Source organism: Fundidesulfovibrio sp. YSD1 (assembly GCF_055397115.1).
This window is the reverse complement of the sequence record NZ_AP043666.1, coordinates 671,719-687,018: the sequence shown is the minus strand read 5'-3', so window position 1 is coordinate 687,018 and position 15,300 is coordinate 671,719. Positions and strand designations below refer to the sequence as shown.

11 protein-coding genes are annotated in these 15,300 nt (G+C 67.4%); 4 read left to right on the top strand and 7 right to left on the bottom strand.

Going from position 1 to position 15,300, the window contains the following annotated elements; translation table 11 throughout:
- Positions 1-27: 27 nt before the first annotated feature.
- The 4 genes from ACZ5V4_RS03215 (at position 28) to ldhH (ending at position 5,974) form a co-directional block, all read left to right on the top strand.
- Positions 28-2,181: an ABC transporter substrate binding protein gene (locus tag ACZ5V4_RS03215; protein ID WP_464316738.1), complete on the top strand. Its 2,154-nt coding sequence runs from the start codon at positions 28-30 to the stop codon at positions 2,179-2,181.
- The gene (locus tag ACZ5V4_RS03210) at positions 2,178-2,933 is read left to right on the top strand and encodes a LytR/AlgR family response regulator transcription factor (protein WP_464316737.1); all 756 of its coding nucleotides are present in this window, start codon (positions 2,178-2,180) and stop codon (positions 2,931-2,933) included. The genes ACZ5V4_RS03215 and ACZ5V4_RS03210 overlap by 4 nt, the downstream gene beginning before the upstream one ends.
- Before the next feature lie 354 nt (positions 2,934-3,287).
- Entirely contained in the window at positions 3,288-3,839 is a 552-nt protein-coding gene (locus ACZ5V4_RS03205; protein WP_464316736.1) for a LutC/YkgG family protein, read from the top strand.
- Positions 3,839-5,974, top strand: a complete 2,136-nt coding sequence (gene ldhH, locus ACZ5V4_RS03200) for an L-lactate dehydrogenase (quinone) large subunit LdhH (RefSeq protein WP_464316735.1) — start codon at positions 3,839-3,841, stop codon at positions 5,972-5,974. Before ACZ5V4_RS03205 ends, ldhH begins: the two co-directional genes overlap by 1 nt.
- Before the next feature lie 121 nt (positions 5,975-6,095).
- Here the strand turns inward: ldhH and ACZ5V4_RS03195 are convergent, their stop codons facing one another.
- The 7 genes from ACZ5V4_RS03195 to nifJ all read right to left on the bottom strand — a co-directional run bounded on the left by ACZ5V4_RS03195 (position 6,096) and on the right by nifJ (position 15,275).
- Positions 6,096-6,302: a hypothetical protein gene (locus ACZ5V4_RS03195; protein ID WP_464316734.1), complete on the bottom strand. Its 207-nt coding sequence runs from the start codon at positions 6,300-6,302 to the stop codon at positions 6,096-6,098.
- Between the two features lie 259 nt (positions 6,303-6,561).
- Positions 6,562-6,795 (bottom strand): hypothetical protein, encoded by a 234-nt coding sequence (locus ACZ5V4_RS03190; RefSeq protein WP_464316733.1) that lies wholly within the window; start codon positions 6,793-6,795, stop codon positions 6,562-6,564.
- Positions 6,796-6,892: 97 nt separating this feature from the next.
- The gene (locus ACZ5V4_RS03185) at positions 6,893-8,386 is read right to left on the bottom strand and encodes an efflux transporter outer membrane subunit (protein ID WP_464316732.1); all 1,494 of its coding nucleotides are present in this window, start codon (positions 8,384-8,386) and stop codon (positions 6,893-6,895) included.
- Positions 8,383-9,363 carry an efflux RND transporter periplasmic adaptor subunit gene (locus tag ACZ5V4_RS03180; protein WP_464316731.1) on the bottom strand — a complete coding sequence of 327 codons (981 nt, stop codon included), beginning with the start codon at positions 9,361-9,363 and terminating at the stop codon, positions 8,383-8,385. Before ACZ5V4_RS03180 ends, ACZ5V4_RS03185 begins: the two co-directional genes overlap by 4 nt.
- The gene (locus ACZ5V4_RS03175) at positions 9,360-10,082 is read right to left on the bottom strand and encodes an ABC transporter ATP-binding protein (protein WP_464316730.1); all 723 of its coding nucleotides are present in this window, start codon (positions 10,080-10,082) and stop codon (positions 9,360-9,362) included. Before ACZ5V4_RS03175 ends, ACZ5V4_RS03180 begins: the two co-directional genes overlap by 4 nt.
- A 3-nt stretch (positions 10,083-10,085) precedes the next feature.
- Entirely contained in the window at positions 10,086-11,246 is a 1,161-nt protein-coding gene (locus tag ACZ5V4_RS03170; RefSeq protein WP_464316729.1) for an ABC transporter permease, read from the bottom strand.
- 402 nt (positions 11,247-11,648) lie between these two features.
- On the bottom strand, positions 11,649-15,275 hold the full coding sequence (gene nifJ / locus ACZ5V4_RS03165; protein ID WP_464316728.1) for a pyruvate:ferredoxin (flavodoxin) oxidoreductase: 3,627 nt from the start codon (positions 15,273-15,275) through the stop codon (positions 11,649-11,651).
- Between the last annotated feature and the right edge of the window lie 25 nt (positions 15,276-15,300).

The following is a 15,300-nucleotide window of genomic DNA, read 5'->3' as shown; positions in this document are numbered from 1 at the left end:
GGTGATTCCAATTCCCCAGGGCCCGCCATGACCTTTCGCCTCCTGAACCTCCCCGCGCTCCTGGCGCTCCTGCTGGCGCTTTTCGCCGCCCCGGGCGCGTCGTTGGCCGAGGGCAAGAAGCGCGTGCTGGTCCTGCATTCCTACCACAAGGGCCTGGCCTGGACCGACAGCACCGACGCGGGCATCGCCTCCGTGCTGCGCGGCGCGCCGGGCGTGGAGGTGTTCACCGAGTACATGGACACCAAGCGCGTGCACGAGCCCGAGTCCGACGCGCTCTTCGCCGCGCACCTGAAGGCCCGCTACGCGCGCACGCCTTTCGACGCCGTCCTGGCCTCGGACGACGACGCCTTCCAGTTCATGCTCTCCAGGCGCGGGGAGCTTTTCCCCGGCACGCCCGTGGTCTTCTGCGGGGTGAACTTCTTCGACGAAGCCATGCTCGCCGCCGACAGGGGCTCCTTCACCGGGGTGGTGGAGGGCTACGACGTGCGCGGCACCCTGCGCGCGGCCCTCTCCCTGCATCCGGGCACCTACCGCGTGGTGGTGATAAACGACCGCACCTCCACGGGGCTGGCCAACAGGAAGATTCTGGCCGAGGTCATGCCCGAGTTCGAAAAAAAGGTCGGCGTGACCTACCTGGACGACCTGACCATGGAGGAGCTCCTGGCCAAGGTACGCTCCCTGTCCCAGGGCGACATCATCCTGCTCATGACCTTCAACCGCGACAGGGCGGGCAAGGCCTTCGACTACGACGAGTCCATCGCGCTCATCGCCGCCCAGTCCAAGGTGCCCATCTACGGCGTGTGGGATTTCTACCTCGGCAAGGGCATCGTGGGCGGGCTCCTGGTGAGCGGGTTCGACCAGGGGCGCGTGGCCGCCGAGATGGTCCTGCGCATCTTGTCCGGGGAAAAGGCCGGGGACATCCCCGTGGTCAAGGAGAGCCCCAACCGCTACATGTTCGACCACCAGCAGCTCAAGCGCTTCGGCGTCTGGCCCGGCGGGCTGCCCGAGGACACGGTCTTCATCAACCGCCCGGCCTCCTTCTACGAGGAGCACAAGGGCAAGGTCCTGGCCGTGGGCGGGGCGTTCCTGGTGCTTCTGGGCATGCTCGTGGCCCTGTGGGTGAACATCCAGGGCCGCAAGAAGACCGAGGTCAGCCTGCGCGAATCCGAGGAGAAGTTCGAGCGCATCTTCCGCCACAGCCCGGACTGGATCGCCATCCTGCGCCTGAAGGACGGGGTCTACGTGGACGTCAACGACGCCTTCGAGAACATCACCGGGTTCACGCGCGCCGAGGTCATCGGCAAGACCTCCATGGACATAGGCATCTACGCCAACCCCAAGGAGCGCTACGAGCTCGACGAGGACTTCCTGCGCCAGGGCAAGACCTTGAACCAGGAGCTGCAATACCGCATGAAGTCCGGCGGCGTGATCACTGTCGAGCGCTCAGGGGAACTGGTGGAGATCGGCGGGGAGGCGTGCATCGTCTCCATCGTGCGCGACGTCACGGGCAAGAAGCAGGCAGAACAGGCTCTTTTGGAGTCTGAGCGCCAGAAGAAGCTGCGCACCGAGGCCGAGATCAAGATGCTCCAGGCCCAGATCAACCCGCATTTTCTGTTCAACGCCATCACGTCCATCATGCACTACATCAGGACCGACCCGGACACCGCCTCGGACCTCCTGGTGAAGCTCGGGGACTTCTTCCGCAAGAACATCAAGCCCGGCGGGGCCAGCGTGCCGCTCTCCAAGGAACTGGAGCACTGCGAGGACTACCTCTCCATCGAGCGCGCCCGCTTCGAGGAGCGCCTCAAGGTCACCTACGACATCGCCCCCGAGGCCCTGGACTGCCTGGTGCCGCCGCTCATCCTCCAGCCCCTGGTGGAGAACGCCCTGCGCCACGGCATCATGCCCAGGGAGGAGGGCGGGGAGATCGTCATCGGCGCGCACCTGGAGAACGGCGTGGTGCGCATCTCCGTGCGCGACGACGGCGTGGGCATGGACCAGGCCCACGCGGCCTCGCTGCTCTCCGAGACGCCAGGGGCCGTGCCGCCCCAGGGCACGGGGCTCGCGCTCAGGAACGTCAACGCCAGGCTCGTGGCCATCCACGGCGCGCAGCACGGCCTGCGCATCGAGACCGCCCCGGGCATGGGCGCAACCGTGTCCTTCACCATCCCGCGCCCATGAGCCTGACTGTCTTCATCATCGACGACGAAGGCCCGGTGCGCCGCGAACTCAGGCACCTGCTCGGGCGCATCGAGGGCGTGGCCGTGGTGGGCGAGGCCGCCAGCGGCACGGCCGCCATGCCGGAGCTGCGGGCGCTTTCGCCGGACGTGGTCTTCCTGGACATCCAGATGCCCGGCCTGTCCGGGCTCGAGCTCTCCTACCTCTTCGGCGACATGGAGAAGAAGCCTCTGCTGGTGTTCGTCACGGCCTACGAGGAGCACGCGGTCAAGGCCTTCGAGCTCGACGCCCTGGACTACATCCTGAAGCCCTTCACGCTGGAGCGGCTGAAAAAGGCCGTGGACAAGGCCCGGCGGTATCTGCGCACGGACGGCCCGTCCGCGGGCGCCCCGGCCCCGGCCCCGGGGGAGCCCTCCGCCCAGGAGCGGCGCATCCCCCTCTACGACGGCGAGCGCATCGTGCCCACGCTGCCCAGGCACATCTTCTTCGTGGCCAGCGAGGAGGGCCGCATCGCCGTGCACGCGGTGCACGGCCGCTACACGGCCAAGGCCACCATCGCGGAGCTGGAGCAGCGCCTGATGCCCCACGGCTTCTTTCGCGCCCACCGCAGCCACCTGGTGAACCTGAACCACGTGGCCGAGATCATCCCCTGGACCGGCGGCAGCTACAAGCTGGTCATGAGCGACAAGGAGCGCTCCGAAATTCTGGTCAGCCGCTACAACGCCAGGGACCTCAAGACCCACTTCGACCTCTAGCAGCCTGCCCCAAAAGTCCCGCCCGCACTCCGTTCAGCCCCGAACCTTCGCCGTTCGGCCCCGGAATCGCGCCATCCGGCATTTGCGCGATTTCATAACATGCTATAATAAAAGAACTTTTTAATTCGATTCGCGCAAGGTCAGCGAAGCGGCGCGCCCGGCCCCCTGCCAGGCGCCTTTCAGGCCCGAAAACGCACCATTGGGCGGCCCTGCCTGCCGTTTGATGAAAATGAATGCAATTTCTCCTCGAACGGGGGTATTTGGCGATTCGCACGGCGCGCCCTTGACGTTTTCGGGCGCGCGACGAGCAAACGGGTGGTTCGACCGGCCACCCACATCCATGGAGGACCGACCATGTACGACCTTTTCAAAGCCAAGGCCGAGGCAGTCAACGCCGAGGTGCACCGCTTCGCCGGAAAGGGCGAGGCCCTGGCCTTCATCAAAGAGACCTTCGCCAAGGAGGGCGTGGCCGACCAGCCCCAGGCCTACGCCGTCTGGGTGGACAGCCCCTTCCTTGAGGGCATGGACAAGGACGCCCTGGTGGCCGAGCACCCCGGGCTCAAGTTCAACGTCACCCGCGACATGGCCGAGAAGGCCAGGATCGGCGTGACCCAGATGCAGTGGGGCGTGGCCAACACCGGCACCCTGGCCCAGAACTCCACGGCCGTGGCCGAGCGCCTGGCCTCCATGCTGCCGTTCATCCACCTGGCCATCGTGGGCACCGACGCCATCGTGCCCGACATGCCCGCGCTCCTGGAGACCGTCCACCCCAAGGACGCCGCCTACCTGGCCCTCATATCCGGGCCCAGCCGCACCGCCGACATCGAGCGCGTGCTGACCATCGGCGTGCACGGCCCCGAGCGCCTGATCATTGTCTGCATCGACGACCTGGGAGGAAGCAACTAATGGCCACCAAGGAATTCAAGGACTCCATCGACTCGGCGCTCACCAACGCCAACCTGACCGGGGCCCTGGGCCGCTTCTCCGAGGCCTACGCCGTGGCCCGCAAGAAGGCCTACGACGGCATCGACTTCGAGCAGCTGCGCGGGCGCATCGCCGCCATCAAGGGCTACGCCGCCGAGCACCTGGACGAGCTGGCCGAACAGTTCACCAAGGCCGCCACCGCGCGCGGCGCCAAGGTCTTCCGCGCCAACTCGCCCCAGCAGGTCAAGGAGTACATCGCCAACCTGTGCCGCGAGAAGGGCGTCAAGCGCATCGTCAAATCCAAGTCCATGGCCACCGAGGAGATCCACCTCAACCAGCACCTCATCGCCCAGGGCCTGCAGGTCAACGAGACCGACCTCGGCGAGTGGATCATCCAGCTTGCCGGCCAGACCCCCTCGCACATGGTCATGCCCGCCATCCACATGACCCGCGACGAGGTGGCCGACCTCTTCAGCAAGGAGATCAACGAGCGCCTCACCAACGACATCCCCAAGCTGGTGAAGGTGGCCCGCAAGGAGCTGCGCGAGAAGTTCCTCCAGGCCGACATGGGCATCTCCGGGGCCAACATGGCCATCGCCGAGACCGGCACCATCGTCACCGTGACCAACGAGGGCAACGCCCGCCTGACCACCAGCCTGCCCAAGGTCCACGTGGCCGTGGTGGGCCTGGAGAAGCTGATCCCCACCTGGGCCGACGCCGCGCCCGTGCTGGTCGCCCTGCCCAAAAGCGCCACCAGCCAGCAGCTCACCAGCTACGTGAGCTTCATCACCGGCCCCACGCCCAACGACGACGGCTCCATGAAGGACATGCACATCATCCTCATGGACAACAAGCGCACCGAGATGGCCCGCGACCCCATCTTCAAGCAGGCCCTCCAGTGCATCCGCTGCGCCTCCTGCCTGAACGTCTGCCCGGTCTACCGCCTGGTGGGCGGCCACGTGTTCGGCAAGGTCTACACCGGCGGCATCGGCACCATCCTCACGGCCTGGTTCGACGAACTCAAGAAGAGCGAGGACATCCAGAGCCTGTGCATCCAGTGCGGCAACTGCAAGCAGGTCTGCCCGGGCCAGATCGACATCCCGGCGCTGATCCTCGAGATCAGGCGCAGGCTGACCAAGGAGCAGGGCCAGAGCCTGGCGCAGAAGGCCATCTTCTCGGTGGTGAACAACCGCAAGATCTTCCACGGCATGCTGCGCGCCGCCTCCAAGGTGCAGGGCGTGGTGGCCAAGGACGGCTTCATCCGCCACCTGCCCATGTTCCTCTCCGAGCTCTCCGAGTTCCGCAGCCTGCCGGCAATCGCGGACAAGCCCTTCCGCGACGTGTTCGACACCATCCGCCAGCCCATGCTGAACAAGAAGGTCGCCTTCTACGCGGGCTGCCTGATCGACTTCGCCTACCCCGAGATGGGCGAGAAGCTGGTGAAGATCATGAACAAGGCCGGGTACAACGTGGTCTTCCCCAAGGGCCAGACCTGCTGCGGCGCCCCGGCCCGCTACAACGGCGCCTACGAGGTGGCCGCGGGCAACGCCACGGACAACATCGCCGCCCTCTTGGAGCAGGAAGTCGATTACGTGGTCAGCGCCTGCCCCACCTGCACCTGCGCGCTCAAGAGCGAGTTCATCGAGGTCTACGAGAGCCTGGGCCAGCGCGACATGCTGCCCAAGGCCCGCCGCCTGGCCACCAAGACCGTGGACTTCTCCAGCTTCGTCAAGCAGCTGGTGGACGAGGGCAAGCTCTCCTTCCAGGAGGGCAAGTACCTGGGCAAGATCACCTACCACGACTCCTGCCACCTGAAGCGCACCCTGCACGCCGAGAAGGAGCCCAGGGAGCTTCTGGACAAGGCCGGATACGACATCGAGGAGATGTTCGAGTGCGACATGTGCTGCGGCATGGGCGGCTCGTACTCGCTCAAGTTCCCCGAGATCTCCAAGCCCATCCTCGAGCGCAAGCTGAAAAACATCAAGGACAGCGGCGCGCCCGTGGTGGCCATGGACTGCCCCGGCTGCGTCATGCAGATCAAGGGCGGCCTGGACAAGGACCGCTCCCCGGTGAAGGTCAAGCACACCGTGGAGCTCCTGGCGGACCTGCTGAAATAGGCTGATACGGCAATGCGGGCCGCCTCCGGGCGGCCCGCTCCTGGGATTGTCTCCCGGTCGATGGCGGCTCTCGCGGGGAATCGGTCACCCCGCGGGGGCCGCCAAACCTTTTTCCGGGGAATCAGCCGGACACGACGGCCAGCGCGGCCGCTATCAGGAAGTAGGGCAGTGTCTTGGCGGCGCTGGTGCGGAAGAGCTCCGCGCAGGGCTCTAAGAACCGGCAGGCCAGGCTCGCGCACAGGGCGAAGGCCACGTAGATGGCGGTGACGCGCAAAATGAAGGGCAGCACGGTGGAGAGCAGGATGTCCGCCGCTGTCTGTATGGTCATGCGTCACCCCTTGATGGAATCCCGGCAAGCGCGGCCGCGTGGGCTGGTCCGTTGGCCGGGGCGCCGCGCGGGTTCTTGCGTGTGCGCGGCGTCGTTTAGGGGCTGCTTCAATGCGCCGCAAGGCGCGGCCCCTGTATACTTGAGGTGCGTGACGCGCGCGGGGTTACGCCCTGGGTGCATCCGCAAGGGTGCGCCGAAAAGAAAGGCCGGAGCGCGAAAGCGCTCCGGCCTTTTTCAGTTCGAACCCGGGCCTTGGGCCTTATTTCTTCTTGGCGGCCTTGGGGGCGTCCTTGCCGGGGCCGGGGTAGTTCATGACCATGCCGCCCTTCTTCAGGCATTCGTCGATGGAGGCGGTCATGACCTTCTGGTCGCCCATGGAGCACTCCCACTTCTTGGGGGCTTCCTTCTTGGCCTTGGCCTTGCCGGCGGCGAAAGCGGCTCCGGCGGACAGGGAAACGGCGAGAACCAGGGCGGTGGCAACGAGCTTTTTCATGATGAAGAACTCCCTTCAAATGTGTTTTCGGCAAGTTAGCCAAGCCGCGCCCGTGCGGCAAGAGTTATCATGAACAAACGTTCATCTTTCAAAAATATCATGTTCGCGGCTTGTCCCCCACGCCGCCGTCGCCCTGGTCCCCGGCCCGGCCGAGCTCGCCGCTGGCCCATCCGCCTCCGAGGGCCTTGTAGAGCGTGACCATGTTCGAGAGGAGCCCGGCCCGGGAGGAGCAGGCGTTCTCCTGGGCCTCCAGTAGGGCCTTTTCCGCCGAGAGCACGTCCAGGAAACTCGTGAGCCCCTTGGCGTAGCGCTCCCTGGCCAGTGTGAGCGCCGTTTCGTTGGCCTTGATGGCCTCGTCCAGGCTTTCGGCGCGCTTGCGCTGGGCCGAGATGGCCACGAGCGCGTTCTCCACTTCCTCCAGGGCCGTGAGGAAGGCCTGCCGGTAGGCGGCCAGGGCCTCGTCGTAGGCGGCTCGGCTCTTCTCCACCCCGGCCCGGGACTTGCCCGCGTCGAAGACCGGGGCGGACACGGCCGGGACCACGCTCCAGTACCAGTTGGCCAGCCCCAGGAATTTCGCCAGCATGTTGCCCTGAAGCCCCAGGCCCATGGTCAGGTCGAAGGAGGGGTACTGCTTGGCCGTGGCCGCGCCGACGGCCGCCGAGGCGGCCGCGAGCCTGCGCTCGGCCCGGCGCAGGTCCGGCCTGCGCTCCAGGAGCTCAGAGGGCAGGCCCGCAGCCATGAGCGGGCCGGGCTCGGGCAGGGGCGCGGCCTTGCCGAGGAGCTCCACGAGCGCGGAAGGGTCGCGCCCGAGCAGCACGCCCAGGCGGTGCAGGCAGGCCTTCACGCTGGCCTGCCTGGCCGGAATCTCCGCGTTGGTGGAGGCCAGCTGCGCCTCGGCCTGGGACACGTCCAGGTGGCTCACCAGGCCGATGCGCCAGCGCTCGCGGGTCACGGCAGCGTTGTCGGCCTGGGAGCGGGCGGACCGGCGCGCGATGTAGAGGAGCGTCTGGTACCGGCGCAGGTCCACGTAGGTCCCGGCCACGTCGGCCAAAAGGGCGAGCACCGTGGCGTTCAGGTCCTCCACGCTTGCGTCCAGGCTCGCGCGCGCCTGCTCGCGCTGCCGCCTGAGCCCGCCGAACACGTCCAGCTCCCAGGAGACCCCGGCCCCGCCCTGCCAGGTGGTGCCGGGGTAGGCCGGGGACGCGTTCTCGGCCGCCTCGCCCGTGGCCGTGCCCGCCGGGTCGGAGTAGCTTGTGGTGGCCGCCCCGGAGGCGGTGAGCATGGGGGCCAGGGCGGCCGTGGCCACCTTGGCCTCGGCCCTGGCTTGGAGGATGCGCGCCCTGGCCTGGGCCACGTCCAGGTTGGAGGCCACGGCGTCCGCGAGCAGCCGGTCCAGCACGGGGTCGCCGAAGCCCTTCCACCAGGCGGTCCGGGCCTGGACCGGGGCGGGCTGTCCGGGGGGGCTTTCGGCGGCCCCGCTCCAGGCGCTTGGCGCGTCCAGGACGGGGCGCTTGTAGTCGGGCCCCACGGCCAGGCAGCCGGGCAGGCCAAGGCAGGCGCAGGCCAGGAGGATGATCGCGGCGGGCCTCACGATCCGCCCCTGCCCGCGCCCCCGGCGGATGCCGCCCTGGGGGCCTGCGGAATCTCCACGAACACGTCCAGCTGCTGGCCCGCGAAGGCCGCCAGGGACGCGGCGTCGAAGCTGTAGACCACTTGCAGCACGCGGGTGTCCACGCGCTCCGTGCTCGACCCGGTGAGCGAGGCCTTGGGCACCATGTAGGGCTCCACGTACTCGAAGCACAACTCGGCCTTGAGTTCGCGGTTGCCGCGCACGAAGGCCATGGCCCGCCCGGCCTTGTCGAAACGCCAGGCGTCGTTCTCGTCGATGTCCACGCGCACGCGCGGGCGCGCCATGCCGCCCAGGCGCAGGAGCGGGGTGGAGAGGCTGCCCGTGGCGGCGTACTCGCCCTTGCGCACGTTCACCTGGAGCACTTGGCCGTCGATGGGCGCGCGCACGGTAAGCCGCTCCAGGGTGGTCCTGGCGGCCCCGAGCCCGGCCTCGGCCACGGCCACGTCGGCCCTGGCGCTCTCCACCTTGGCCTTGGCCAGCTCCCAGGCGTTGCGCCGCTTCTCCACCTCGTCGGTGCTCACGGCGCGCCTGTCGGTCACGCCGCGCACGATGCCGTACTGGGTGGCGTAGTCCTTGAGCGACGCCTTGGCCTCGGCGAGCGACGCCCGGGCCTTCTCCAGGGTGGCGGCCTTCACGGCGATCTCGGCCGAGGCCTCGCGCGGGTCGGTCTGGAAGAGCGGCTGCCCGGCGGCCACGGTTTCGCCCGCCTCCACATGGACTTCGTGCACCACGCCGCCCACGGAAGCGCCTATGGAGATGTTGTTGGAGGCGGCCTCCACCAGCCCGGACCCGCCTATGTAGGCCTCGAAGGGGGCCTGGGCGGGCATGGCCGCCGGGACGGCCTGGTCCTGCGGCCTCGCGGTGCGCAGGGCCACGGCCACGGCCAGGGCGATCCCGGCCAGGGCGAGCAGCGGCAGCAGCGCGTTTCTCACGTTCATGAGCGGTCTCCTTGAGCCGCGCCGGCGGCCTGAATGCGTTCGATGCGGCCGTCGTCCATGTGGGCGAAGCGGTCGGCGTAGTCGAATATCCTGGGGTCGTGCGTGACGATGACCAGGCAGCGCCCTTCCCGGGCCGAAAGTGACTTGAGCATCTCCATGACGCCTTGGCCCGTGGCGTGGTCCAGGGCGCTGGTTGGTTCGTCGCAGACCACGAGCCTTGGGTCGTGCACCAGGGCCCGGGCGATGGCCACGCGCTGCTGCTGGCCGCCCGAAAGCTGCCCGGGCCTATCCGCGCCCCGGCCCTCCAGGCCCACGTCGGCGAGCCGCGCGCGGGCCGCCTCGAAGGCCTCGCGCCTGGACACACCCCCAATGAGCAGGGGCAGGCAGACGTTCTCCTCCACCGTGAGCGAGGGCACGAGGTTGAAGTTCTGGAACACGAAGCCGATGTTCTCCCCCCGGAAGCGCGCCAGGGCGTCCTGCTCCAGGGATTTCATGTCCCGGCCCAGCAGGCGGCAGCTGCCCTGGTCCGGGTCCAGGATGCCCGCCATCACGGAGATGAGCGTGGTCTTGCCGCAGCCCGAGGGGCCGACCAGCATGAAGAGCTCCCCGGCGAAGACGTCCAGGTCCACGCCGCGCAGGGCCATGGTCAGGGAGTTGCCCGTGACGTAGGCCTTGGTCACGCCGCGGCAGGAAACGATGGGGGTGTCGGTGCGGTCCATGGCTCAGGCCTTGAAGACGCTCGCGGCGTCCAGCTTGAGGACCTTGCGCAGGCTCACGGCGGCGGCCGCGAGCACGATCAGGCACACGGCCGAGCCGCTCAGGGCCAGGAGCTGCCAGGTGATCTTGGGTTGCGGGCCGTGCCCGGCGGCCGAGGCCTGGGTGAACAGGGCGCTCAGGCCCGCCCCGATCCCGAAGCCCACGAAGCCGACCAGCAGGGCCTGGAGCAGGATCATGCGAAGGAGCGTGCCGCGCGTGGCCCCCATGGCCTTGAGCACGCCGAAGTAGCGCAGGTTGTCCAGGGTGAAGTTGTAGAAGATCTGCCCCGTGACGGCCGTGCCCACGGCGAAGCCGATGAGCACCACGAAGCCGATGTTCACGAGTATGTTGGTGCGCTTGACGATGAAATCGAGCGATTTGCGCTTGAACTCCCCGTCGGAGTAGGCGGCCAGGCCTGTGTCGCGCTCGATGCACCTGGCCACGGACTCCGGGGACAGCCCGGGCTTGGCCTTGGCCAGCACGAAGGTGAGCATCTTGCGCTCGCTGAAGGCGTAGTTCTTGGCCCGGGAGTAGGTGGTGTAGAGCACCGGCTGGGACATGAAGCTGGGCGTGGCCCGGGCGATGCCCACCACCAGGGCGCGCTTCTCGTTGATCTCCACGGTGTCGCCCACCTTGAGGGGCACGGGCGGCCCGCCGCCTTCGGGGCGCATGGCCAGCCTGCCCCTGGCCCCGGCCTCGTCCGCGATCACTGCGTCGGGGATGCGCAGGTCTTCCAGGCGGCCTTCGAGCATCCTGCCCGGCCCGCCAATCATGGTGGCGTCGTCCAGGCCCACGATCTGGCTCTGGGCCGTCTCGCCGTTTAGGAGCCTCACCTTCTGGCCTCCCTTGTAGAAGGGCACGGCCCACTCCACGCCCTGGACGCCGCGCACGCGGTGCAGCTGCGTCTCCTGGATGGCCCGGACGTCCTCCACGGACTGCACGGCCGGGTCCATGACCCAGATGTCGGGGAGCGAGATGTCCGAGATGGTTCCGGTGGTCTGGCTGAGGATGTCCACGAGCATGGCGGGCTGCTGGATCATGATCAGCGAGGACAGCGCGATGGCCGTGACGATGCCCAGGTATTTGCCCCGGTCGCCGAAGAGCATTCGGAGTGCGATGTACAGCATGTGCGCGTGGTCTTTAGGGTGCGGCGGGCTTTCTTGGCGCGGCCGCGCGGCCGACAAAGCTTAGAGGCCTCTGGACCGGGCGGGGTTACAGAGGCGGGGGCTTTCGGGGGAACCGGGCGGAGCCGTTGGAGGGGCGAAAAAAAAAAGGAAGCGGGGGGAGATTTCTCTCCCCCCGCACGGTTGGGCCAGCCGGCAGGTGGGCAGCGTGGTGAGGCTCGCGGCTTTTAGGGCGGGGTGTGGTGGGGCGATGCCGCGAGGGGTGACAGCCAGCCGGCCCGATGGCCGTTATGGTATCGTTTCAGTTCGCATTTTGCTCTCCGAAACCGATATGTCCTTTTTCAGATATGTCCTTTTTTGGTCCCCGGAAGAGGCACAATGCCTCTTCCGGGGAATTTTTTCCAGTTACTTTCCGGCGCGGCCGTCGTCGCAGGGTTCGGCGTTGCCGCCGCCGTGCTCGGCCGTGGCGGAGAGGGTGCAGCCCTCGGTGCCGGAGGAGGCCGGAGCGGCCTTGACGGCGGGCTTGCCGGAGGCGGGGTCCACGCCGGCCAGCAGGCACAGCTGGGTCCAGCGGCCCATCACGTCGGACTCCAGCTGTCCACGCAGCACCTTGGCCATTTCGGGCATCATCTTGTCAAGGGCGGCGAAGCGGTTCTCGCTCAGCACGAAGTCAAGGATGGTGCCGTCCGGGGTCTTGGAGTCGATGACCAGCGGGTTCTTGCCCTCGTCGGCCAGCAGGGGGTTGTAGCGGAACAGGGGCCAGTAGCCGGAAGCGGTGGCCAGCTTGGCCTGCTCCTGGGTCTTGCCCATGCCGCGCTTGAGGCCCTGGTTGATGCAGGGGGCGTAGGCCAGGATGATCGAGGGGCCGGGGTAGGCCTCGGCCTCGGCGAAGGCCTTCATGAGCTGCTGCTTGTTGTAGCCCATGGACACGGCGGCCACGTACACGTTGCCGTAGGTCATGGCGATGCGGGCCAGGTCCTTCTTGCGGGTGCGCTTGCCGGCGGCGGCGAACTTGGCGATGGCGCCGGTGGGGGTCGCCTTGGAGGACTGGCCGCCGGTGTTGGAGTACACCTCGGTGTCCATCACCAGGATGTTGATGTCCTCGCCGGAGGCGATGACGTGGTCCAGGCCGCCGAAGCCGATGTCGTAGGCCCAGCCGTCGCCGCCGAAGCACCAGATAGACTTCTTGACCAGGAGGTCGGCGTCGGCCGCCACGGCCTTGAGGGCCTCGGACTTGGCGCCGGCCAGCAGCTTCTTGATCTGGTTGCCGAACAGCGCGGACTTCTCGGCGTTGTCGGCGTCGCACAGCCAGCCCTCGAGGGCGGCCTTCAGGTCGCCTTCGGCCTCGGCCGAGGCGGCCTTGACCTTCTCCTTCAGGAGTTCGCGACGCTGGCTGACGGCCAGGCCCAGGCCGAAGCCGAACTCGGCGCAATCCTCGAACAGGGAGTTGCCCCAGGCCGGGCCGTGCCCGTCCTTGTTCACGCAATACGGGGTGGTGGGAGCCGAGGCGCCCCAGATGGAGGAGCAGCCCGTGGCGTTGGCGATGATCATGCGCTCGCCGAACATCTGGGTCAGCACGCGCACGTAGGGGGTCTCGCCGCAACCGGAGCAGGCGCCGGAGAATTCCATGAGGGGCTGGCAGAACTGGGAGCCCTTCACGGAATCGCGCTTGAGCAGCCCTTCCTTCCAGGCCACGGTCTCGCTGAACTTGAAGTTCGGCACCTGGGCGGCCAGCTGGGTCTCGATGGGCTTCATCACCAGGGCCTTGGTCTTGGAGGGGCAGATGTCGGCGCAGTTGCCGCAGCCGAGGCAGTCCTGGGTGTTGATCTGGATGCGGAAGTGCATGCCCTTGAGTTCCTTGCCCTGGGCGGGAAGGGTCTCGTAGGTGGCGGGAGCCTTGGCCTTCTCGTCATCGGTGAGCAGCGAGGCCACGATGGCGGAGTGGGGGCAGACGAAGGCGCACTGGTTGCACTGGATGCAGTTTTCCTTGACCCACTCGGGCACGTTGATGGCCACGGCGCGCTTCTCGTACTGGGAAGTGGCCAGGGGCATGATGCCGGCGGGGTCGAACAGCGACACGGGCAGGGAGTCGCCCTTCTGGGCCAGGACGGGCTTGGCGATCTTGGCCACGTAGTCGGGCAGCTTCTCGGCGGTGGCGGCGGCGTCGGTGGCGGTGGCCCAGGAGGCGGGGTACTTCACTTCCTCGAGGGCGGCCACGGCCTGGTCCACGGCGTCGATGTTCATCTGCACGATCTTCTCGCCCTTCTTGCCGTAGGCCTTGTGGATGGACTTCTTCAGAAGCTCCACGGCCTTTTCGAAGGGCAGCACGCCCGCCAGCTTGAAGAAGGCGGTCTGCATGATCATGTTGATGCGGCCGCCGAGGCCCACGCCCTGGGCGATCTTCACGGCGTCGATGTTGTAGAACTTGAGCTTCTTGTTGGCGATGGCCGCCTTCACGTGCCCGGGCAGCTCCTTCTCCATGTCCTCCAGGGTCCAGGGGGAGTTGAGCACGAAGGTGCCGCCGTCCTTGACGCCTTCGAGAACGTCGTAGAGCGTGACGTAGTTGGCCTTGTGCACGGCCACGTAGTCGGCGGCGTTGACCAGGTAGGTGGAGCGGATGGGCTCCTTGCCGAAGCGCAAGTGGGACACCGTGATGCCGCCCGACTTCTTGGAGTCGTAGGCGAAGTAGCCCTGGGCGTACATGTCGGTGTTGTCGCCGATGATCTTGATGGCTTCCTTGTTCGCGCCAACGGTGCCGTCCGCGCCCAGGCCCCAGAACTTGCACTGCACGGTGCCGGCCGGGGTGGTGTCGGCGAAGGCGGGCACGTTCAGGGAGGTGCCGGTCACGTCGTCCTCGATGCCCACGGTGAAGTGGTTCTTGAGGCCGGCGGCCATGTTGTCGAACACGGCCTTGACCATGGCCGGGGTGAACTCCTTGGAGCCCAGGCCGTAGCGGCCGCCGATCAGCGGGGTGGCGATGCCGGCGTCGCGCAGGGTGGTGGCCACGTCGAGGTAGAGGGGCTCGTAGAGCGAACCGGCTTCCTTGGTGCGGTCGAGCACCGTGATGGCCTTGGCGGTCTTGGGCAGGGCGGCCAGGAAGGACTCGGAATCCCAGGGGCGGTACAGGCGCACGGTGACCAGGCCGACCTTCTGGCCCTTCATGTGGTCGATGACTTCCTTGATGGCCTCGCAGGAGGAGCCCATGGCCACGATCACGTGTTCGGCGTCGGGCGCGCCGTAGTAGTCGAACAGCCCGTAGGAGCGGCCGGTGGCGGCGGAGACCTTCTTCATGACCTCCTTAACGATGCCCGGCACGGCCTGGTAGAACTTGTTGGCGGCTTCGCGGCCCTGGAAGTAGATGTCCGGGTTCTGCGCGGTGCCGCGGATCTGCGGGTGCTCGGGGTTCATGGAGCGGGCGCGGAACTCGTTCACCTTCTCCATGTTCACCATCTTGGCGATCTCGGAGAAGTCGAGCACCTCGATCTTCTGGACCTCGTGGGAGGTGCGGAAGCCGTCGAAGAAGTGCAGGAACGGCACGCTGGACTCGATGGCCGACAGGTGGGCCACCAGGGCCATGTCGTGGGCTTCCTGGACGGAGCAGCCGGCCAGCATGGCGAAGCCGGTCTGGCGGCAGGCCATCACGTCCTGGTGGTCGCCGAAGATGGACAGGGCGTGGGCGGCCACGGCGCGGGCGGAAACATGGAAGACGCCGGGCAGGAGCTCGCCGGCGATCTTGTACATGTTGGGGATCATGAGCAGAAGGCCCTGGGAGGCCGTGTAGGTGCTGGTCAGGGCGCCGGCGGCCAGGCAGCCGTGCACCGCGCCGGCGGCGCCGGCCTCGGACTGCAGCTCACGGACCTTGATGGTCTGGCCGAAGATGTTCTTCATGCCCTGGGAGGCCCATTCGTCAACCATTTCGCCCATGTTGGAGGAGGGCGTGATGGGGTAGATGGCCGCGCACTCGGAGAGAGCGTAGGCCACCCAAGAAGTGGCGGTGTTGCCGTCCACGGTCTTGATCAGTTTCTGTGCCATTGCCTTGTTCCTTTCTGGTGTATGT

Excerpts from the sequence above, each read along its gene's own strand:
- ACZ5V4_RS03195 (WP_464316734.1), bottom strand. The coding sequence starts at position 6,302 with ATGACCATACAGACAGCGGCGGACATCCTGCTCTCCACCGTGCTGCCC.
- ACZ5V4_RS03180 (WP_464316731.1), bottom strand. The coding sequence starts at position 9,363 with ATGAACGTGAGAAACGCGCTGCTGCCGCTGCTCGCCCTGGCCGGGATC.
- ACZ5V4_RS03190 (WP_464316733.1), bottom strand. The coding sequence starts at position 6,795 with ATGAAAAAGCTCGTTGCCACCGCCCTGGTTCTCGCCGTTTCCCTGTCC.
- ACZ5V4_RS03210 (WP_464316737.1), top strand. The coding sequence starts at position 2,178 with ATGAGCCTGACTGTCTTCATCATCGACGACGAAGGCCCGGTGCGCCGC.
- ACZ5V4_RS03215 (WP_464316738.1), top strand. The coding sequence starts at position 28 with ATGACCTTTCGCCTCCTGAACCTCCCCGCGCTCCTGGCGCTCCTGCTG.
- ACZ5V4_RS03205 (WP_464316736.1), top strand. The coding sequence starts at position 3,288 with ATGTACGACCTTTTCAAAGCCAAGGCCGAGGCAGTCAACGCCGAGGTG.
- ldhH (WP_464316735.1), top strand. The coding sequence starts at position 3,839 with ATGGCCACCAAGGAATTCAAGGACTCCATCGACTCGGCGCTCACCAAC.
- ACZ5V4_RS03175 (WP_464316730.1), bottom strand. The coding sequence starts at position 10,082 with ATGGACCGCACCGACACCCCCATCGTTTCCTGCCGCGGCGTGACCAAG.
- ACZ5V4_RS03170 (WP_464316729.1), bottom strand. The coding sequence starts at position 11,246 with ATGCTGTACATCGCACTCCGAATGCTCTTCGGCGACCGGGGCAAATAC.
- nifJ (WP_464316728.1), bottom strand. The coding sequence starts at position 15,275 with ATGGCACAGAAACTGATCAAGACCGTGGACGGCAACACCGCCACTTCT.